26 protein-coding genes are annotated in these 21399 nt (G+C 34.4%); 18 read left to right on the top strand and 8 right to left on the bottom strand.

Going from position 1 to position 21399, the window contains the following annotated elements:
* The first annotated feature begins 310 nt into the window (after positions 1-310).
* From NTX22_12275 to NTX22_12190, 18 genes are all read left to right on the top strand, one after another.
* Positions 311-1333: a 4Fe-4S dicluster domain-containing protein gene (locus NTX22_12275; protein ID MCX6151297.1), complete on the top strand. Its 1023-nt coding sequence runs from the start codon at positions 311-313 to the stop codon at positions 1331-1333.
* A gap of 40 nt (positions 1334-1373) precedes the next feature.
* Positions 1374-2195, top strand: coding sequence for an FAD/NAD(P)-binding protein (locus NTX22_12270; GenBank protein ID MCX6151296.1), 822 nt, complete (start codon positions 1374-1376; stop codon positions 2193-2195).
* Positions 2192-2695, top strand: a complete 504-nt coding sequence (locus tag NTX22_12265) for a 4Fe-4S binding protein (protein ID MCX6151295.1) — start codon at positions 2192-2194, stop codon at positions 2693-2695. Before NTX22_12270 ends, NTX22_12265 begins: the two co-directional genes overlap by 4 nt.
* Positions 2692-3621, top strand: coding sequence for an NADH-quinone oxidoreductase subunit H (locus tag NTX22_12260; GenBank protein MCX6151294.1), 930 nt, complete (start codon positions 2692-2694; stop codon positions 3619-3621). Before NTX22_12265 ends, NTX22_12260 begins: the two co-directional genes overlap by 4 nt.
* 86 nt (positions 3622-3707) lie before the next feature.
* Entirely contained in the window at positions 3708-4127 is a 420-nt protein-coding gene (nuoB, locus tag NTX22_12255; protein ID MCX6151293.1) for an NADH-quinone oxidoreductase subunit NuoB, read from the top strand.
* Complete coding sequence (locus tag NTX22_12250; protein MCX6151292.1) at positions 4120-4551, top strand: NADH-quinone oxidoreductase subunit C; 432 nt, start codon at positions 4120-4122, stop codon at positions 4549-4551. Before nuoB ends, NTX22_12250 begins: the two co-directional genes overlap by 8 nt.
* A gap of 35 nt (positions 4552-4586) precedes the next feature.
* The gene (locus tag NTX22_12245) at positions 4587-5777 is read left to right on the top strand and encodes a nickel-dependent hydrogenase large subunit (protein MCX6151291.1); all 1191 of its coding nucleotides are present in this window, start codon (positions 4587-4589) and stop codon (positions 5775-5777) included.
* Positions 5764-7578 carry a proton-conducting transporter membrane subunit gene (locus NTX22_12240; protein ID MCX6151290.1) on the top strand — a complete coding sequence of 605 codons (1815 nt, stop codon included), beginning with the start codon at positions 5764-5766 and terminating at the stop codon, positions 7576-7578. The genes NTX22_12245 and NTX22_12240 overlap by 14 nt, the downstream gene beginning before the upstream one ends.
* A 23-nt stretch (positions 7579-7601) precedes the next feature.
* Positions 7602-8165, top strand: a complete 564-nt coding sequence (locus NTX22_12235) for a DUF4040 domain-containing protein (GenBank protein ID MCX6151289.1) — start codon at positions 7602-7604, stop codon at positions 8163-8165.
* Positions 8152-8601: an MnhB domain-containing protein gene (locus NTX22_12230; protein ID MCX6151288.1), complete on the top strand. Its 450-nt coding sequence runs from the start codon at positions 8152-8154 to the stop codon at positions 8599-8601. Before NTX22_12235 ends, NTX22_12230 begins: the two co-directional genes overlap by 14 nt.
* Complete coding sequence (locus NTX22_12225; protein MCX6151287.1) at positions 8598-8936, top strand: sodium:proton antiporter; 339 nt, start codon at positions 8598-8600, stop codon at positions 8934-8936. The genes NTX22_12230 and NTX22_12225 overlap by 4 nt, the downstream gene beginning before the upstream one ends.
* Entirely contained in the window at positions 8933-10408 is a 1476-nt protein-coding gene (locus NTX22_12220; protein MCX6151286.1) for a proton-conducting transporter membrane subunit, read from the top strand. Before NTX22_12225 ends, NTX22_12220 begins: the two co-directional genes overlap by 4 nt.
* Positions 10409-10410: 2 nt before the next feature.
* Complete coding sequence (locus NTX22_12215; GenBank protein ID MCX6151285.1) at positions 10411-10926, top strand: Na+/H+ antiporter subunit E; 516 nt, start codon at positions 10411-10413, stop codon at positions 10924-10926.
* On the top strand, positions 10923-11261 hold the full coding sequence (locus tag NTX22_12210) for a monovalent cation/H+ antiporter complex subunit F (GenBank protein ID MCX6151284.1): 339 nt from the start codon (positions 10923-10925) through the stop codon (positions 11259-11261). Before NTX22_12215 ends, NTX22_12210 begins: the two co-directional genes overlap by 4 nt.
* The gene (gene mnhG / locus NTX22_12205; protein MCX6151283.1) at positions 11254-11634 is read left to right on the top strand and encodes a monovalent cation/H(+) antiporter subunit G; all 381 of its coding nucleotides are present in this window, start codon (positions 11254-11256) and stop codon (positions 11632-11634) included. The genes NTX22_12210 and mnhG overlap by 8 nt, the downstream gene beginning before the upstream one ends.
* A 110-nt stretch (positions 11635-11744) precedes the next feature.
* Entirely contained in the window at positions 11745-12347 is a 603-nt protein-coding gene (locus NTX22_12200) for a 4Fe-4S binding protein (GenBank protein MCX6151282.1), read from the top strand.
* A gap of 57 nt (positions 12348-12404) precedes the next feature.
* Positions 12405-12878: a hydrogenase maturation protease gene (locus NTX22_12195; GenBank protein ID MCX6151281.1), complete on the top strand. Its 474-nt coding sequence runs from the start codon at positions 12405-12407 to the stop codon at positions 12876-12878.
* Between the two features lie 10 nt (positions 12879-12888).
* Entirely contained in the window at positions 12889-14283 is a 1395-nt protein-coding gene (locus NTX22_12190; GenBank protein MCX6151280.1) for a HAMP domain-containing sensor histidine kinase, read from the top strand.
* Between the two features lie 51 nt (positions 14284-14334).
* Here NTX22_12190 and hypE read toward each other — a convergent pair whose 3' ends face one another.
* The 8 genes from hypE to NTX22_12150 all read right to left on the bottom strand — a co-directional run.
* Complete coding sequence (gene hypE, locus NTX22_12185; protein MCX6151279.1) at positions 14335-15396, bottom strand: hydrogenase expression/formation protein HypE; 1062 nt, start codon at positions 15394-15396, stop codon at positions 14335-14337.
* Between the two features lie 109 nt (positions 15397-15505).
* Positions 15506-16597 (bottom strand): hydrogenase formation protein HypD, encoded by a 1092-nt coding sequence (gene hypD, locus NTX22_12180; GenBank protein MCX6151278.1) that lies wholly within the window; start codon positions 16595-16597, stop codon positions 15506-15508.
* A gap of 72 nt (positions 16598-16669) precedes the next feature.
* Positions 16670-16921, bottom strand: a complete 252-nt coding sequence (locus tag NTX22_12175; GenBank protein MCX6151277.1) for a HypC/HybG/HupF family hydrogenase formation chaperone — start codon at positions 16919-16921, stop codon at positions 16670-16672.
* Positions 16899-19208: a carbamoyltransferase HypF gene (gene hypF / locus NTX22_12170; GenBank protein ID MCX6151276.1), complete on the bottom strand. Its 2310-nt coding sequence runs from the start codon at positions 19206-19208 to the stop codon at positions 16899-16901. The genes NTX22_12175 and hypF overlap by 23 nt, the downstream gene beginning before the upstream one ends.
* Before the next feature lie 8 nt (positions 19209-19216).
* A complete protein-coding gene (gene hypB / locus NTX22_12165) occupies positions 19217-19867 on the bottom strand; it encodes a hydrogenase nickel incorporation protein HypB (GenBank protein ID MCX6151275.1) in 651 nt (216 codons plus the stop codon).
* Positions 19868-19879: 12 nt separating this feature from the next.
* Complete coding sequence (locus NTX22_12160; protein MCX6151274.1) at positions 19880-20224, bottom strand: hydrogenase maturation nickel metallochaperone HypA; 345 nt, start codon at positions 20222-20224, stop codon at positions 19880-19882.
* Positions 20225-20250: 26 nt separating this feature from the next.
* Entirely contained in the window at positions 20251-20919 is a 669-nt protein-coding gene (locus tag NTX22_12155) for a sulfite exporter TauE/SafE family protein (protein MCX6151273.1), read from the bottom strand.
* A gap of 140 nt (positions 20920-21059) precedes the next feature.
* The coding region (locus NTX22_12150) for a TOBE domain-containing protein (protein ID MCX6151272.1) at positions 21060-21399 on the bottom strand (340 nt) is incomplete at its 5' end.

Raw genomic sequence — 21399 nt, 5'->3', positions numbered from 1 at the left:
TTTAAATGTCAAGATTGGCAGAAGCAATATATTGTACATCAGTTTGCTATTTAAGGCTTCGTATTATTAAAAGAAATTTTTTTTTTAAATATTTACTTGACTTTCTAAAATCTGGAATATAAATTAGCCATCAATTAAAAAAGGATAAGAATAGCTTTTATATAAAGCGTGAATTGAAAACTTTGCTTTAAAGAAAAGAATACGAATACATTCTGTCTGAAAGATAATTCTAAATATTTTGAATAAATCTTTTTGTGCAAGTGCCCCGAATAATACTTGTAATGCTTCCATTAAGCAGGGAGGTAGACAGATGATCGTATCAGTGAGTGATTTTTATTCTTTTTTAAACCAACTAACCGAACAAAAAATATTTGATGAAATTATCCTGCCCGCAAAACCATTCGATCAAGCAAGTGAAAAAACATTTTTTACATTTTTCTCGGAAGGAAAAGCTTTTGAATTAGATTCTTTCAGAACAGTTGAACCTGCAAAAATACTATTCTATCCTCCGAGAGAAAGGGTTCTTCCTTCTTACCAAACTTCTAAAAAAAGACTGATAATTGGTATTAAAGCTTGCGACCTTAGTGCTTTATTATTGCTGGACGAAGCCTTATTAAATTCTGGATTTGTAGATCCATGTTACAGTTACTGGCGAAACAATACAACAATTATCAGTTCCGATTGTATGAATAGCGGACCAAATTGCCTATGTCTGCTGCTAGATGGTAAACCTTATCCTGAAAAGGGATTTGATTTAAATATTTCAAGAATAGATAATAATTATCTTTTTGAAGTCAATTCTAATAAGGGAAATGAATTTGTGAAGTTGATGGAACTATTTGTTTCAATCAGCGAGGAAACCCCAACTGAACTTTCTGCATTGAATATACAAAGACAGCATTGCATTGAAGAGTTATCAAAAAAAATAGAACTCCAATTCAAACCGGAAGTTAGAGAACAAACCTCCCTGAAAAATAGTGATGTATGGTTGAGTGAAAGTGGAAATTGCGTTAATTGCGGAGCCTGCACTAACATTTGTCCCACTTGCTATTGTTTAATTCTGAATGATGAATCAAAAGAAAATAATTTTATAAAAGTACGATCTTATGATTCCTGCCAACTACACGGATACGCCCGAGTTGCTGGAGGCGGTACACCCCGCCCAAGGGCTTATCAGAGATTTAAAAACAGAGTACTTTGTAAATTTTCTTATATGAAAAGCAATTTTAAAATGTTTGGCTGTACAGGATGTGGACGCTGTATTGAGGCATGCGGTCCGGAATCGACTTTTATGAAATTAGGAAAAACAGTTAAAGAAGGTGTTGTTGTTTAATAAATTGAAAAACGCACTCTATTTAAAGTGGAGGAATTAAATGCAAAATCCATATGAGGTGATACCGGGAACCATTTATAACATTGTTCAGGAATCCCCTTTAATAAGAACACTTAAAATTCGTCCAGAACAACCAATCTCTTTTAAAACTGGACAGTTTGTTGAACTTACTGTACCTGGAATTGGGGAAGGTCCTTTTACTCCTTCATCTTCACATTACATTTCCGAAGAAATGGATATAACAATTATGAAGACAGGTTTTGTTACGGAATACATACATCAAACAAAGATTGGTGATGTAGTTGGATTAAGAGGTCCATACGGTTCACGTTATCCATTAGAAAAATTTGAGAATAAAGATATACTAATACTTGGAGGAGGTTGTGGTCTTGCCCCTTTGCGCTCTCTTTTCTTAACGCTCATTCATGATATTGACAGATATAACAGCATTACTTTTTGTGCAGGAGCAAAAACTCCGAAGGATTGTATTTACAAAGATTTTGTTAGTGAATGGAGAAAATATAGTAAGGTTAAATTTATTCGTGCTGTAGATATGGTTCCTGAAGGCGAACAATGGGATGAAGATGTTTGCCTGGTAACAAAATTACTTCAAAAAATATCACTAAATCCTAAAGGAAATCCTGCTATTGTTTGTGGTCCGCCAGTTATGATGAAATTCGGTACGATGGATTTATTAAAATATGGTTATGAAGAGCATAATATTTACCTCTCGATGGAAAAGAAAATGTACTGCGGATTTGGTCAATGCAGGCACTGCGTTATGGGCAGCTATTACGCTTGCAAGGATGGTCCAGTCTTCACATATGATCTGATAAAAAATGAGGAGGCAATTTGGGAATGAAAAAACTTTTAATAGATATACCGGTTTTAATTGACTCACGAATTCCAGCACAGAAAATAGAATGCGAATATATGTTCCATCGTAAAAACGATGGTCATTTTTCTCTATTGGAAATAGCACAGTTTGCTGTTTATTGCAGACAATGCAAAGAAGCTTTCTGCGTTGAAGCATGTCCCAAAGAGGCTTTGGAACGTCTTGATTCAGGAATGATTAAGCGATATAATATGCGTTGCGTGGGATGTAAAAGCTGCATCTTAGCTTGTCCATTCGGCACAATCTTTCCGGAGGTGATTAATTATATAACTGCTAAATGTGATTATTGTCTTAATCAACTTAAGGAAAACCCGGAATACGAACCGTCTTGTGTTAAAACTGCACCAAACAATTCATTCTCGATGAAAGAAATTGAAAAAGAAATACCGAAAGAACATCTTTACATTGTCGGTGAACATCTTGCTATCAAGGAATATAGCTGGATGAGTAAGGAGGAGAGAAGATGAAACCTGAATTCATTTTTTATTTATTAATTTTTCCGGGTCTGCTTTTTACCGGTATTATAGGCTTAACAGTTGGCTGGGTTGATAGAAAAGTTTCTGCACGTTTTCAGTTCCGTGTTGGTCCTCCTTTCTTCCAAAACTTTAATGATTTTTTCAAATTACTTGGTAAAGAAACAATATTAGTAAAAGATGGAATCCATTCACTTTTTTTAATCGCTCCTTTGGTTTCATTCGGAATGCTGGTTCTTGTTTCGTCTATGATTGGTACAGCTCTATTCTTTAACGAAAGTTTTAGCGGTGACTTAATTGTTATTATGTATTTGTTAATGATTTATTCTGTAATGGTAATCCTTGGTGGAGCATCAACTGGAAATGTATACTCAAGTATTGGCGCAGGCAGAGAGATAAAACTTCTTCTTGCCGATGAACTGGCATTCATTCTAATATGTCTGGTTCCAATTATTAAATCCGGCTACCAATTAGATCTTACTAAAATTTTACTGGTACAAGAAACAACTGGTGCATTTATAGGATCTATCTCCGGCACAATTGGATTTATCATTGGTTTGATTTGCATCCAGGCAAAGATGACATTGCCGCCATTCCACATTCCCGAAGCCGAAACAGAACTTGTTGAGGGACCATTTATGGAATACAGCGGACCTCCATTAGCATTTTGGAAGCTAAATCATTTTATGATGTATGTTCTTTTTCCGTTCTTACTAATTGTTCTTTTCCTTGCAGGATTTAATTTTACTGGAATTGGAATTCTGTGGGCTGTACTAAAATATTTAGTAATAGTTGTTTTGATGATAATTATTAAAAATACAAATCCAAGAATTCGCATAGATACTGCGCTTAATTTTTTCTGGCGTTATGCAGCCGGGTTAAGTTTTATTGCAGTAATCCTGGCAGTATTCGGTTACTAAAAGATCAACATTTTAATTTTTTTAATGTTGATTTGATTATTAGGAAAAACAAATATTAAATAATGAATCAATCTGATGAGGTACTGATGGGCTGGTACAACAAACGATTAGCAAAATCAATCTGGGTATTTCACGTAAGCGGTTCGCCATGTAATAATTGTGATATTGAAATTTTAGACCTGCTTACACCAAAATATGATTTGGAAAGATTCGGGATCAAATTAGTGGGTTCAGTTAGACATGCCGATGTTCTGCTTTTAAGCGGAGTAATAAATCAAAAGATTGCGCCCAAGATTAAAAAAATATATGAGCAAGCACCAAAGCCAGTTTTTGTTGTCGCTGTAGGAACCTGTCCAGCTTCAGGCTGCTGCTTTAAGGATAGCTATAATATTGTACCTAAACGCGAAGATGTAATCCCTATTAATATGTACATCCCCGGATGCCCGCCAAAACCGGAAGCAATGATTGAAGGTGTGGCAAAACTTATGGAGGTTTTAAATGGATAGAACCGAAGAATTCTTAAATCGAATGCAAAATAAAATCTTTAACATTATTAAAAAGAAAAAGAGACTTTATTTTGAAGTAAAAAATGAAAATGTCCGGGAAGTTGCAGATTATCTTTTTACTGGTTTAGGATGCAGGTTATCAACAGCTACAGCAACTGAAGTTTATAATGGCTTGGAGGTTTTATATCATTTCTCTCACGATGAAACTGGTGATTATTTTTGTCCAAGAATAATTATAGTTGATAAGAAAAATCCAAGGATGAATTCTATTACACCAATTGTAAAAGGTGCCGAGTGGATTGAAAGAGAAATGTTCGACTTGTTCGGAATTGATTTTGAAGGACATCCAAGAAAAGAGCTACTATTAACCGGCAATCATCCAAAGGGATTAAGACAACCTTTGAGGATTACTAAGCTATCGTAGCAAAAAAGAATATAAATATTTCAAGTGGATAAATTATGAACAATAACACTATTCCTGTTGGTCCTTTCCATCCGCTGTTGGAGGAAGCAGAATATTTTACTTTGATTGTTGATGGTGAAAAAGTAGTTGATATTGATTTGGAAATCGGATGGATGCATCGCGGACATGAATTTATTTCAGAGACCAAAAGTTTTACTCAATCAATTTATCTGGTTGAAAGAATTTGTGGTATTTGTTCAACCTCCCATCCGCTTGCCTGTGTGCATGCGATTGAAGATGTAGATAATATTGAAATTCCATTGCGTGCGCGCTATATACGAACTCTGATTGGAGAACTTGAAAGAATTCATAGCCACCTTCTTTGGTTAGGGTTAGCGGGTCATTTCATCGGGTATGATACTCTTTGGATGTGGGCATGGAAATGGCGGGAACCTGTTCTTCAAATGTTTGAGATTATTTCCGGGAACAGGAATCATTATGGAATGATGAGAGTTGGAGGAGTTTCAAAAGATGTTATTCCTGATTCCATTCCGGAATTGCTGAATATTTTAAGTGAACTGGATAAGAAGATGGATATGATTGCAAAAGCCGCCAATGATGATCCCGTTCTTCACTCAAGGTTAAAAAATGTCGGCATTCTCTCAAAACAGGCAGCAATAGATTTCTGTGCAGTAGGTCCAACTGCACGGGCATCAGGCATTTCTGTTGATGTTAGAAAGGATGAACCAACTGATGCCTATGATCTTGTGGAGTTCAACGAAATCGTTTTAAGTAATGGTGATGTTTATGATAAATTGGTTGTTCGTGTTCTCGAAACATTGGAATCAATAAAAATTGTCCGACAGTGTTTAGATAAATTAAAAACTATAAATGGACCAATTCTAAATAATGTAAAAGAAATTTCTCCGGGTGAAGGAATTGGCAGATACGAAGCCCCGCGTGGTGAAGTATTTCATTACGTAAAAACAGATGGAACAAACCGTCCACTTAGACATAAAGTTAGAGCACCAAGTTATGTTAATATTCCAACTTTTGAAGCATCTTGCAAAGGAATACCTATCGCCGACGCCTTGATCACACTAGCATCTGTCGATCCTTGTTACTGTTGCACTGAAAGATCAATTAAGATTAAGAACGTAAATAGAGATCCATTTAATATAGATCTGCTGAAATTATCAAAAGCAAAAACCGAACAACTTAGGAGAGAGAGTAATGCTGGAAAATGAGCTGGCTATACTTGTTTATATTCCTTTTGGAATAGCGGTATTAAATATCTTCTTACCAGTTATAGTAAGAAAGGTTCTTACTTTCCTTACAATACTCTTTTCATTTGTTATAGTTCATAAGCTTTATACATCGCCGGCAGAAAACCTGATATTATTTAATAATGTTGTTTTTGCTGCGGATCAGATGAGTTTATTTGTTTTAATCTTCATTCAGCTTCTTAGTATTATTATTCTAATCTTTTCATTGAAGGGTATTTCTAAAGCAATAGAAAAAAGATTTTTTATTCTATATCCGCTTACACTTGCATTTTGTAATGGAACTGTTGTAAGCCAAAACTCTATAAGCTTTTTAATTTTTTGGGGACTCTCTGGTTTAGCTCTTTATATGTTTGCTTTGTTAGGAAAGACTCAAGAAGCACCTTCCACTGCCAAAAAAACTTTCATTATAGTAGGCGGAAGCGACGCTTTTTTAATAATGGGATTAGTAATAATGTGGTTTTTAAAACCTGAGACTGGATGGATGCTAAAAAATTTCCAACTACCTTTAACCGGAGAATTATCATACATAGCTTTTTTCTTTTTGCTGGTAGCATCATTCGCTAAAGCTGGCGGTTTTCCATTGCATACTTGGGTTCCGGATTTCAGTAAAGATGCCCCAATAGAAAGTGTTGCACTCCTTCCTTCTTCATTAGACAAATTATTGGGTATTTATCTTCTCGCACGGATGGTAACATCTTTATTTATTGTTGATATTTTAATTAATATGTTACTGATTTCTCTGGGTGCAATTACTGTAATCACCGCTGTAATGATGGCGATGAATCAGCACAATGGAAGAAAACTTCTGGGCTATCATGCCGTCAGCCAGGTTGGATATATGATTATGGGGGTTGGCAGCGGTAGTGTTTTAGCCTTTGCCGGCGGACTTTTTCATATGATCAATAATACTATTTACAAATCGAATCTTTTTCTATCTTTAGGTTCAGTTGAAAAACAAACCGGCACGAATGATTTAGATAACCTTGGGGGCTTGGGTAAAAAAATGCCGGCTACATTTGTTATGGCTTTGGTTGGAGCGCTTTCAATTTCTGGCATTCCGCCTTTCAACGGATTCTTTTCTAAATGGATGATTTATCAGGGACTTCTTGAAAAAACAAGGGACTTATCTCCCGGATATCAAATTTGGCTACTCATCTGTTTAATTCTTGCAGTGTTCGGAAGCGCATTAACATTAGCCAGTTTCATGAAATTTCTGCACGCCATTTACCTTGGTAAGCGCCCACAAATTTATGATAATATTAAAGAGGCGCCAGCAAATCAGTGGATTGCAACCGGGTTGCTCTCTTTTCTTTGTTTGCTTTTCGGAATATTCGCTATACAAATTCCGCTGAACAAATTTATTTATCCGGTTTTATTAGATAGCCAATTGCCTCTGCCACAATTTATTGGCTTATACAATCCGCAAATAATTTTCATTTTGTTTGGAATAGCATTCATTGTTGGATTAATCATTTATCTTTCCACCAGTAAGGTTAGGTATGATGAAGTCTACTTAGGCGGAATGTCGCCGTCAGAAAAATTCAGAATTTCTGGAACAGCATTTTACAATGAGATTAGAAATATGATTCCGATTCGTTACATCTACAATTGGGCTGAAAAAAAGTATTTTGATTTATATAGTATCGGTTCGAAATCTACTTTTGCTTTTTCTGATGTTTTTCAAAAGGCACATCCGGGACAGTTACAGCTTTATATTTTATACTTAACACTGGGATTTTTGATTTTCATTTTATTCATATAAAAATAAATAAAACGGAGAGTGTAATGCCCATAGAAACATGGTTAATATTTATCCTCTGCTTTATGATAGTTGCTTCTATTGTTGCGCTTGAAATAAAAGATATTCTTTCTTCAATTATTGCAGTTGGTGTTGTAGGGCTGGGTGTTTCAATGTCTTTTCTTTTTCTTCAAGCACCGGACCTTGCTATCGTCCAATTTCTTTTTGAAATTTTTGCTTTAATTATTCTTATTAAAGCTTTCATTAAAAAGGAATATCACAATGAAGAGCCGTCAAAGGTAAACAAGATTTTAATTGGAGTTACAATAATTACTCTGGCTGCAATTTTCTATTTAAGTATTTCAGTATTTAAACTTTTACCTCCATTTGGGCAGCCAATAATGAGTATCGGACAATACTATCTTGACAACGGAGCTGCACAAACCGGTGCGGCTAATCTTGTTTCATCAATAGTGCTGGATTATAGAGCGTACGATACTTTGGGTGAAGTAACAGTTCTATTCACGGCAATTTTAGGAACACTTACAATTTTGAGGATTAAATCTAAGTCCAAAGCCAGCCATAAGGAGAGAAACGATGAATCAAAATAATGGAATGACCCTTATAGTTAAGACTGTAACAAGAATAACGGTTTGGGTAATCATTCTTTATAGTTTCTATATTATTTTTCACGGGCACCTGACACCTGGAGGTGGATTTGGTGGAGGTGTAGTTTTTGCCTTAGCTTTTTTAAACTTTATGCTTGCATATGGCAGAGACGAAACAAGTAAATGGTTGAAGATAGAACTTCTTTACGATCTTGAATCGACCAGTGCCACATTATTTCTTGTTGTTGGTATTTTAGGCATTGGATTTGGCGGAGCATTTTTAGCAAATTTTATTGATCATGGAAAACTATTTCATTTAATAAGCTCAGGAACAATACTTCCGTTAAATATTATTATCGGTATTAAAGTGGCGTTGTCCTTATTCTTAGTTGTTTGGGTTCTGGCAAAATTCAAAATTGAAAAAGGAGAGGACGAATGATTATTTATCTTCTATGCTTTGCTCTTTTCTTAGTTGGATTGTATGGTGTTCTAACCAAGCGTGATCTGGTTAAGATAATTCTTTCTATTGGAATAATGGGTTATGCTGCAAATTTATTTTTAATATTAATTGCATATAGAAACAATTCCATTTATCCAATTTTAACTGAAGGAAAAAAGATTGAAAAAATGGTCGATCCATTGCCGCAAGCTTTGGTTCTTACTTCTATTGTGATTGAATTGGGTACAACAGCTATGCTTGTAGCACTTGCCATTCGTTTATTAGAAAAATATAAGACTTTTGACATAACAAAAATAAGGAGGCTGCAAGGATGATATTACCTTACTTTGTTGTAATTCCTTTACTAGCAGCATTTCTTATTACCCTAATTGGCGGTATAAAAGATGACTGGGCTGTAATCCTATCATTTGTTGCTTCTATAGCTTTGCTGGTTCTTTCTTTCTTTTCATTCATAAGTGTTGGATCTGAAACTATTACCTACTCAATGAGCAACTGGAAGCTTCCGTATGGAATTGTTCTTGTACAAGATTCATTTTCTTCTTTTATGTTAGTTATGGTTAGCGTTATTTCTTTTACATCAATCCTGTTCTCTGTTAATTATATCAGGCATCTTGGGGAAGATTGGAAATATTATGCCCTCTTCAATCTTTTAGTTACCGGAATGAATGGTGTTATTATCACTGGCGACTTATTTAATTTATTTGTGTTTATGGAAATAGCATTATTTGCCGCTTTTGCTCTTGTAGCATTTGGTGGTAAAGCCGAAGAGTTTGAAGCATCATTTAAATATGCTGTTATGGGTTCTCTTTCTTCTATCCTTGTTTTGGTTGGTATAGCAATTACGTATAGCGCTACCTCCAATTTAAATATGGCAAAAATCGCTGAGATGATCACACATGTAAATCCTAAAATTACAATTTGGATTGGCAGTTTGTTTATGGCGGGTTTTGGATTAAAAGCAGCCGCAATGCCATTTCATGCCTGGCTTCCGGATGCACATTCATCTGCACCGGCACCAATTTCTTCAATGCTTTCCGGTGTTTTAATAAAAGCTCTTGGCATTTATGTCCTAATCAGAATCTTTTATAATGTTCTTGGAGCACCGCAAATATTTTTAACGGTTTTTCTAATTATGGGTGCTGTCTCAATCATAGTTGGGGTTTTTCTGGCAATTGGTCAATGGGATTTAAAAAGACTGTTAGCTTATCATAGCATTAGCCAGATAGGTTATATTTTGCTTGGGATTGGATTAGCCACACCGTTGGGAATTCTTGGAGCGGTCTTCCATTTATTAAACCATGCTATATTTAAATCATTGCTGTTTTATAATGCAGGTACAATAGAGATGGTTTTGGGAACACGCAATTTAAAAAAAATGGGAGATCTTACTAAACTTCTTCCTGTAACTTCCGGAACTTCGCTTATTGCTTCATTATCAATCTCCGGAATCCCTCCCTTTAATGGTTTTTTTAGTAAGCTTATAATTATTATCGCTGCAATTCAATCCAACCAACCAGTTTATGCATTGCTTGCGGTAATTGGAAGCATACTTACACTTGCTTCATTTATGAAAGTACAAAGATATGGATTTAGAGGGGAAAACCTGGTGGAGCACTCCGATGTTAAAATCGGGTGGAGAATGAAATCTGCAATGATCGTTTTAGCCTCTCTTTGTTTGCTTTCAAGCTTATTGATCATCCCTGGAATTAGGGAAGTAACTCTCGATCCTGTTGTAAACAATATTATGAACAAGACACAATACATCAACTTAGTAATGGGAAGATAAAGATGAAAACTGAAAACCGCAGCAGAATTATTGTTTTTGTTTTATCGTTTCTTATCTGGATTGCCCTGACAAATATTGTGGACATTCAAGAGGTTATTGCTGGAATATTTCTCTCAATTATTGTCAGCTTAATTGCAGGTCATTTCCTGGTAACTACTGAAAAAAAGAAAAATCTATTTATCAGGTTTGTTTTTATAATCAAATATTTTTTTGTGTTTATTTGGGAGATGATTAAGGCAAACCTTCATGTTGCATATATTGTTATCCATCCAAAGCTGCCAATTAAACCAGGAATTGTAAAAATAAAAACCGACTTAACTAAGGATTCGGCAAGGACCATACTTGCAAACTCAATAACGTTAACACCCGGAACAATGTCTGTTGATATTAATCCTGATAAAAATGAATACTACATTCATTGGATAGATGTTCTTTCTAAAGATCCGGCAGATATTAAAGAAAATACTCGAATTATTTCTGCTATGTTCGAGAAAATTTTGAAGGAGGTATTCGAATGAGAATTATAAGATGGACCATAGGATTAATATTAATATTGGGATTTATTTACTTCAACTTTTTCTTTTACACTGGTGAACTTATTTTCAAGCTAATCAACGTTATTCTTTTTAGCACTTTGTTTATTCTGTACAGGGTAATGTTCGGACCATCTCCTGCAGATAGAATCATAGCAGTTGATATTCTTGGCGTACTGATAATTGGAATGTTAGCCCTGATGGGACTTTATTATAAAGAAGGATTCTTTATGGATATTGGATTAATTTGGGCATTACTAAGCTTTGTTGCTTCAATTGCTTTTGCAAAAATTTTAGAAGGGAGGCAATTAGATGATTAACGAAACAATCGGCTATATTTTTATTTGTATTGGAGTCGCTTTTGATTTTCTTGGCGTACTTGGATTAGTAAGACTTCCCGATGTGTATAATCGTCTGCAAGCAGCCACCAAATGTGTAACATTCGGGTCTGCGGGAATTTTATTTGGCGTTTTTATTATTCAAGGATTTACAAGTTTTGGTTTTAAGGCTCTTCTTGGAATTGCATTTATTTTTCTAACTTCACCTGTGGCTGCGCATGCAATTGCAAGAGCATCCCATAGAAGTGGAATTAAATTGACTAAAGAATCTATTATTGACAGCTATGCTGATGACAATGACCTAAAAGATGAAACGGTTACAACCGGAAAAAACGAGGGACACATCTTTAGTTGAAAAATACAATTGAATAATAGAATTACTACTTAGGAAATTCCCTGGAAATTAATAAAGGTGCTGATTTATTAAAACTTTATTGTTAATTCTGCTTTAGGAGAAATCAAAAGATGTATTTACCAAAAGTTCGGGAAATAAAAGAAGCGCTTAACTCTTTTTTTACTAAACCTTACACAACTAAGTTTCCTGCGGTAGCTTATAAAGCACCGGTGCAATTTAGAGGATACCCCAAATATTATAAAGAGTATTGTGTCGGTTGTGGTACGTGTGCACAGGTATGTCCGCCCGCAGCAATAAAAATTGTTGATGATAAAAACACATTGACACGTACTCTTTGTATAGATTATTGCTCCTGCATAAACTGCGGACAATGCGAAGAAAAATGTATCACTCAAAAAGGCATTAAATTATCCAACAATTATTCAATGGCTGTAACTTCAACAACTGCACCCGAAGTATTTGAAACATTAGAAAAAGAAATTGTTTATTGTGAAATATGCGGAGAAATTATAGCTTGCCGCGATCACCTATTGTGGATAAAAGAAAGATTAGGAGCTAAAGCATTTGCTCATCCCAACTTTTTACTTGAAATGCAAAGACAATTTTTTGATTCTGAAACATCAGTGTCCAAAAGTAAAATAAGAAGAGAAGATTATATAAAGGAAGTCTGCCCGAAATGCCGGCATACGGTTGTAGTTGCAGATGAATTTTAATTAGAAAGTTTAAAGGAGCATTTTTTCAGTCACCATTCAATTTAAACACGGTTTGAAGTGAACCTAAAAGAACTTTCGGAAATTCTATCTGATTTTAATCCTCAGGAGATCGTTTTTGTTGGGCTAGGCAATCCATCCAGAGGTGATGATATAGCTGGATTAATCTTCATTGATAAACTTCAATTAATCTCTCAATTTAGTAAAGCTCATTTTATAGAAGCTGGTACTAACCCAGAAAATTATCTGCAGCAAATATTAAATTTGAATGCAAAAGTAATAGTTTTTATTGATGCCATTAATTGGGGTGGAGAAACAGGTGAAATAATATTATTACCAGCGGACAAAATTGATTCTCTGAGTATTAGTACGCATACATTCTCAATAAAAATGATAGAGGAATACCTGGGCATCTTACAGGAGTTAAAATTTTTATATATTGGAATTCAACCAGGCACTTTACAATTTGACAAAGAAACAACCAATGTTGTCCAAAAGAAAATTGAATTATTCTTTAATAATTTTGTAACCTAATCAACTAAATATGTTCACTACGTTTTCAATAAATATTTCCTTACCATTTTATACCGTGGAGGATCTTAGAACACGTATTGGCTGGTATGTTAACTTAAGATGGATTGCAGTATTCGGGGTTTTGGCTTCTGTACCTATTAGTCAAGGAATGTTTCACTTTAAAATAGCATACACAGAAATGCTATTCGTTGCTTCAATATTGGTTGTATTAAATTTGATATACTTCTTTCTATGGAAACATCTACCGCAAAAAAATGCAATTCTTGAATTAGCTTTTGCTGAAGTTCAAATATTTTTGGATTTGATATTAATCTCATTTCTTATTCATTATTCTGGAGGAGTGGATAATCCATTTTTTTTCTTATATCTCGTTCATGTAATTTTATCGGGGATATTATTCCCGGGGACAGTTCTACCTTATATTAATGCTACTTTTGCTGCTTTACTGTTTACCATCTGGTCCATTCTCGAATATTTTAATGTAGTAGCTCAATACACACTTCTGTCAGTTTCAGTTCCTCTTTCTATGCTTATTGTATCCTTATCCGCATTTTATATAATTAACTTTTCTGGCATCTACATTATTAACAATTTTATGCTTAGATACCGGAGCCTTAAAAAAATTATCGATGAGAAAAATGATCTTCTTGAAAAATCTATCGAACAGAGAAGTAAAACATTCAGATTTGCTGCTCACGAAATTAAAGCCCCTTTAACTGCTATCAAAAGCACACTGGAAGTTGTAAAAGATTTGTATAAAAACGATCTTAAACCGGAAGTATTTGATTTAGTACAAAGAGCGGAAAGAAGATCTGATCAAGTTTTGGGAATGGTTAAAGAAATGATAATGATAACACAATATAATCTTTTAACCGAAAAACCTGTCTTAGAAAAAGTTAACATGGAAGAATGGATGTGGCAATTAGTAATACAACAACAATCTTCTGCTTTAGCAAAAGGAATAAAACTTTTTGTTATTTCATCAGGTAAATTAAAAGAAGTGGAGATTGATAAAGTAGGAATGGAGAAAGTTTTAGATAATTTATTAAGTAATGCTATTCGATATACACCCTGTGGTGGTGCTGTAAATGTTGAGCCATTTATGAAGAAACATTCGTTTGGGTTTTCTATTTCGGATACGGGCATTGGAATTGAAGAAAAAGATTTAGAGCATATCTTCGATGAATTCTACAGAACAAAAGAAGCAAAACAGATGGAGCAGATTGGTACGGGTCTTGGATTGAACCTTGTAAAGGAAATTATTAAGAAGAATGATGGGACAATTAGTGTAACAAGTATAGTTGGCAAAGGCAGTACTTTTAAGATAGAACTACCCTTGTTTTCAAATGAAGAGGAAGAAGAACCCGAATATAAAGATGTGCACAAACATTACCTTTTTGAATAAAAATTTTTCGGGCTAATTGCATTTTAATACCTGCACAGCATAAAAATGATATCAACAAATCCTGGGCAGTTGGTCATCGGAAAGCATATCAACAATCCTCTTACTTCCAATTAAGGTTTTCATAACTACAACACCAGGATGATCTTCAACCATGCCGCCAATAATTACAGCATCTTTACCAAGTCTTTGCAAGCGCATTACTCTCAGAACATTTTCAGCATCTTTCTTAGGAACAAAGACAAGGAGTTTTCCTTCATTGGCAATATATAACGGATCAAAACCTAATAATTCGCACGCGCCCTTAACTTCTTCCTTTATTGGAATTTTGTTCTCATCTATTTCAATTCCCAATTGAGATGCTTCAGCTATTTCGTTTAATGCACTTGATAAGCCTCCCCGAGTTGGATCCCGCATCATATGAACGTCTTTCGAACAAATAAGAATGTTCTCGACTAATTCATTTAAAGAAGCCGTATCGCTTTCAATTGTTGTTTCAAATCCAAGTTCTTCCCTGGCTGCAAGAATGGCTATCCCATGATCCGCTATCGAACCACTTAGAATAATAACATCGCCTTTACAAACTCTCCCGGGAGAAATTTCGATCCCATCATAGACTTTACCAATTCCGGAAGTGTTAATAAAAATTTTATCTCCTTTGCCATGTTCAACCACTTTCGTATCACCAGTAACAATCTCAACATTGGATGCTTGAGCAGCAGCCTTTATTGACTTTACAATCTTATACAAATCTTCCATTGGAAAACCCTCTTCAATAATGAAGCTGGTGGAAATATAAAGCGGTTTTGCTCCGCACACAGAAAGATCGTTTACAGTTCCATTCACAGCTAATTTTCCAATATCACCACCCGGAAAAAAAATTGGTTGGACAACGTAACTATCAGTTGTAAAAGCCAATCTTTGATTATCAATTGTAAATATTGCTCCATCGTGCTGAACATTTAGTAATTCAGATTGAAAAGCCGGTAAAAAAACTTTTTGAATAAGCTGATGGGTTAATAAGCCACCGCTTCCGTGTGCAAGTAAAATTTTATCAGTCTTTGAAATAGGAATTGGACATTGCATAGCAAAGTCTGGTGTTTCTTTTTTTTTCATTTAATATTCCCGAGAAAAAAGCCAACTAAAGTTATACGTTAATTTTAATATCAAATGCCGAACTTGAAATGGATAATAAAATAAATTATGTTCTGTAAAAACATTGCAACTAAATTGGCTGACGTTTGTATTTGAAAAAAGCTGCGCATGCACCTTCCGAAGAAACCATTGGTGCACCAACTGGTGAAGAGGGTGAACAAGCTTTTCCAAATTCAGCACACTCAATTGGTTTCTTAATTCCACGAAGGATTTCTCCGGCAATGCAATTAGATTTTTGATTCGAAGGAACCACATTCAAATTAAATACAATTTCCGCATCATAATCAGAATAGTCTTGTTTTAATTTTAAACCGCTGTCTTTAATAATTCCTATCCCACGCCAATCTCTATCAATAATCTCAAAAACTTCATCCATTATTTTTTTCGCATACAGATTTCCTTCCTTCCTAACTGTACGCGAATATTGATTTTCAACCGTGTGCCGTCCGGATTCTAATTGAATTATATTGAGTAAGATTCCTTGAATTATATCTATTGGCTCAAAGCCGGTTATTACTATAGGGATTTTATACTTTAATGAAATCGGTTCAAAACAATTATACCCTATGATACTGCAAACATGTCCGGGCGCAATCAATCCATTTACTTTTACAGAATCTGAAGAAAGAATAGCTTCAATAGCCGGTGGAATAAGAACATGGGCACAGAGTGTAAAAAAATTATGTATTCCTTTTTTTTCTGCCAGTTTAATTGCGTGGGCAGTAGCTGGTGCAGTTGTTTCAAATCCAACAGCAAAAAACACAACCGCTTTCTCTTTTTCGGCTTCAGCAATTTTTAATGCATCTATGGGAGAATATACTATTCGAACATCACCACCGGAAGCTTTAACTTTTAGTAAATCATTATTAGAACCCGGAACTCTAAGCATGTCTCCATAAGAAGCAAGAATAACATCGAAATTAGAAACCAAATAAAGTGCCTTATCAATTACTTCCACTGATGTAACACATACCGGACATCCAGGACCATGAATCAACGATATTTTATCAGGAAGTAACTCTTCCAGCCCATACTTTAAAATTGTATGAGTTTGACCTCCGCATACCTCCATAATCGACCAACTGTTTTTAGAAATAGATTTAATTTTTTCAGCTAAAACTCTGATGATCTTACTGTCTCTATACTCATCAATAAAACGCATAGTAGTTTATAAATTAAAATTTTTGAGCATTTGAAATATATTTAACTCTTCTGTTCCCTTTCATTCTTAATTCTATTTTTCAATTCTTTTCTTTAACTCTTCTTCCATTTCAACTATTAAATTTAGATTTTCTTCTGCTTCTTTTTCATCAACTTTTGAAATAGCAAAACCAACGTGCACCATTACATATTCTCCCAATTTTGCATCGGGTAACCAATCAATACAAACAGATTTAATAACTCCGCCAAAATTTACTTTTGCCATTCGTGGCGATTCTTGTGTATCATCGATTGAAATTATTTTACCTGGAATTGCTAAACACATTTTGATTTCCCTGTTTGTTGATTTCTTTTTTAGATTTACTTAAAACATAGGCGATTTGCCCGAATGATATTCCGCCATCGTTAGTTGGAACAAGCTGGTGCCAGTAGACTTTAATTTTTTCCGCTTGCAGTTTTTTAATTGTCTTTTCGAGCAATAATACATTTTGAAAACACCCACCGCTTAAAATAACTTTTTCTTGCCGGAAATAATTTGCCATATAGAGGATAATTTCAACAAGTGTATTATGGAATTTGCCAGAAATGGTACCGGGCGATTTTTTTACTCGGATATCTTCCAGAATTTTATCGAGCATTGGTTCCCAATCAATAATCTCTTCATCCGCTATAAAATTAAATGGATATGAAGAGCTTTCACAAGGATCAGCCGCATATTCTAACATCATAGCTGCCTGCCCTTCAAACGAAGATTTTTCTACGATGCCTAACAGATATGATATTGCATCAAATAATCTTCCCACACTGGATGTAGTAAAGCAGTTAATATTTTTTTGCAAAATGTTAAAGAATAATTTAAGCTCTTTATTTGAATATCTAATTCCTGCAATCTTTTCAAAAGATTTAAGTTGGTCTCCATAACACTCAAATAAAATTCCTATTGTAGAACGCCTAATATCTTTGATTGCTTTATCACCGCCCGGAAGTTTAAACCTTCTGAACTGAGCTAAATGCTTAAAGCTGTTTTCATCACAAAGAAAAAATTCGCCTCCCCAAATTGTTCCATCTAAACCGAGACCGGTTCCATCCCAGGCAACACCGAGTGCGGAGCCTTCAACTTGATTTTCTAATTTACAAGACGCAAGATGAGCAATATGATGTTGAACTGAAATATGATTTTGGAAATTTGTTTTAGCAAATTTTGTGGCTGTATAATCCGGATGCAGATCACAAACAACATTTTCATTATCAATCTTATAAAGATTTTTATAATCGTTATACACATTTTCAAAATTTAAGTTCGCCTCTAATGTAGAAAGATCTCCAATGTGCTGGCTTACAAAAATGTTACCATTTTTAATAAATGATATAGTGTTTTTTTGATGTGCTCCGAGAGCAACCAGGTTGCCATACTTATCTGAAAGAATACTATTGTTTATTTGTTTTATAATAGGAAGCGGCGCAAACCCACGAGCACGGCGTAACAGCATTGGTCTATTCATTACAATTTTAATGATAGAATCATCCAAGGGTCGAACAATCGGTCTATTATGAACAAGAAAAAAATCGGCAATTCCGTGTAGTCTATTAAGAGCTTCAATCTCGTCATAACAAATTGGTTCTTCTGATAGATTTCCGCTGGTAGCAACAATCGGTGTCCTCAGTTCATGCATTAAAAGATGGTGAAGCGGGGAATACGGTAGCATCGCGCCAAGGTACGGATTTGAAGGAGCAGCAGATTTTGCAATCAAAAAGTTCATCTTCTTTTTTAAAAGAACAATGGGTGATTGCACAGAACATAGTATTTTTTCTTCCAATTCATCCACAGCACATGCTTGTTTTACCTGATTCAAGTTGGAGAACATCAAAGCAAACGGTTTTTCTTCCCTGGATTTTCTTTGCCGTAATCTTAGTATTGCTTTTTCGTTAGTCGCATCAACCACAAGATGAAAACCGCCAATCCCTTTTATAGCAACAATATTTCCTTCTTTGATGAGCTGAACTGCTTTTTTTATTACTTCCAAATTATTACAAAGGGAAGCACTGGCAGAGTTAAAGAGCGAAAGAGTAGGACCGCAATCGTAGCAAGAAATCGGTTGAGCATGAAATCTTCGGTTATCAGGATTTTCATATTCTTCTTTACACTTATCACACATCTTAAATAATTTCATAGAAGTATTTGGTCTATCGTATGGTAAACTATGTATAATCGAAAGACGAGGACCACAGTTAGTACAATTGATAAATGGATAGAGATAACGACGGTTTGATGGATCATACAATTCATTTAGACAATCTTTGCAGGTTGCAATATCGGGCAGGATTAATGTTAAATCATTTCCTGCACAATAACTTTCTTTTATTTCAAAGTTTTTATAACCGTAAATGTCTAAATAGGAAAATTCAAGATTAGTTATTTCACAATGAACTGGTCTTTCGGAATGTAATCTTGTAAGGAAATTTTGCAAAGAAACTGAATCGCCTTCTATTTCAATAAAAACTCCGGAATTAGAATTTAATACAAATCCATTAATATTTAATTGGGAAGCAAGTTTATAAATGAATGGACGAAATCCAACACCTTGTACAATCCCTTGAATAGATATTTGCATTCTTTTTTTCATTTTTTTTTAAGATTCAATTTTAACCAATCGATCCATTTGGTAATACCTTCGTCGGTTGTGCAAGAAGTTTCGAAAACTTTTAGCTTAGGATTTATTAAAAGAGCATTTTTTCTTAAAATGTCTACATTGCTATTAAGGTGGGGACATAGATCAATTTTATTGATAATTAGCGCTTCTGAATTTCTATACGCAACCGGATATTTAAGCGGTTTGTCATCCCCTTCAGTTGTACTGGCAACAATTACTTTTATGTCCTCACCCAAATTGAAACCAGCCGGACATACAAGATTTCCAACATTTTCGATGAACAATAAATCAATTTTTTGCTTTAAATTATTAACAGCATCGCGGATTAAATTAGCTTCCAGATGACATGCCCCGTTTGTTATTATTTGTACAACAGGAGTTTTTAGTTCGGCAACCCGCTTTGCATCATTATCCGTCTGAACGTCTCCCACTATTACAGCAATATTAAAATCATATCTACTATTAATGATCGTTCTCTCGATAATGCTTGTTTTGCCGGATCCGGGTGAGCTTAACAGATTTATTACAAAAATATTCCTATCATTAAAATATTTTTTTAAATCTCCGGCAATTGCATCATTCTTTTCTAAAATTTTCCGCTCAATTTTAATAACCGTCATTTTTCACCACAATTAAGAATTTAAAATTAATTCACTTAATTCAAGTTCATCGCCGGTAATAACGGATAAATTATTGCTACCGCATTTTTTACAATTGAAAATGAAATCTTCATCTGAAAAAACAAAGTCACAATTACCGCATTTCAAAACAATTGGAGAAATCTCGATATCGAGTTTAGTCTTATAAAAAGGAGTGTTATCAATTATAGAATTAAAAGCTGATAATAGTGCGTTTGGAAAGATGTTGCTCAATTTTCCAATTTTAACTTTTATAGAACTTAATTTATTTATATCCTGTAAATCTAAATTTTCTTTTACGATCTCAATAATTTTTTGTGCTATACTTGATTCGTGCATAATTATTTTTTTGAAGATCCTGCTTTTTAAATAAATATCCAGACAATTCCAACTCCAATTGCAACAATACTAAATCCGAACATTAATCCTTTATAGAAATTTATTTGTTTATTAACAAAATAATTTGATGATATGCCAATAAGCTGAGAAAATGCCATCATAGCTAAAATTGTTCCCATTCCAAATGAAATTAAATATTCTATTGATTGTACCTTGTTGGAAAATGCAAGAGCTGGTAAAACACCAAAAATGTGAGAGCTTCCGGCTAACCCATGCAATAAACCAACTGCAAGCGCAGTATGAGTATGAAAGTGAGTAGAAGGCTTATCATTATTTGCAGTGTGTGTATGAGAATGGAAATGCTTGTGAGTAATTCCATTATGTTCATGTTCATGAACATGTATTTTATTGGTAAATACTTTTTGTAATCCCCATAAACCAATCCCAATTAAAATGATGCCTACCAATTTTTCGCTAAAAGAAGAGAAAATATAAAATGGAATAAGATCGCGAAAAATAATTAGTAGCACGCCAATAATAAATACACCGGAAGTATGCCCCAATCCCCAGCGTAAACCAATATTCCAGGTTGACTTCCTCTTTTCTGCTGCTAATGGTGCAATAGCTGCCAAATGATCTGGACCTGAAAGAACATGCAAAAAACCTGCTGCAAAACCAGAAATGATAGCAATCATGTTTATATATATGTTTATTGTGATCTTTTGATATGCGAAAATAGAAAAATATATCAATAAACAAAACAGAAATAATTAGAAGAAACCATGTAGGTAATAACTCAATGGAAATGTTTGTTATAGTTAATGAATAAAATAAATTAAATTTTAGTTTCCAGAGTTTTATCAAAGAAATGAAGCTTGTCTAAGTTCAGATATAAATTTACCTTCTTCCCTACATCTGGTTTTTCTCTTGCCGGTATTCTTGCTATTATTTGCGAATCTGCCAGAGTAAAGTATAAGAAGATTTCATTTCCCATCGGCTCTACCACTTCTAGCGTTGCTTCTATCTGCTGCATATTTTTATTATCTGTCTTTGTATCGGATATATCTTCCGGTCGGATTCCTACTGTTACTTCCTTTTCTTGCTGATCCATCAACTTTTCATTCTTATCATCTAATTTAATTTTCAGCTTTCCATCCTTGCTTATAAATGTTATT

Source organism: Ignavibacteriales bacterium, from assembly GCA_026390815.1.
In the GTDB taxonomy this organism is placed as follows: domain Bacteria; phylum Bacteroidota; class Ignavibacteria; order Ignavibacteriales; family SURF-24; genus JAPLFH01.
This window is presented reverse-complemented; position numbering and strand designations above follow the sequence as displayed.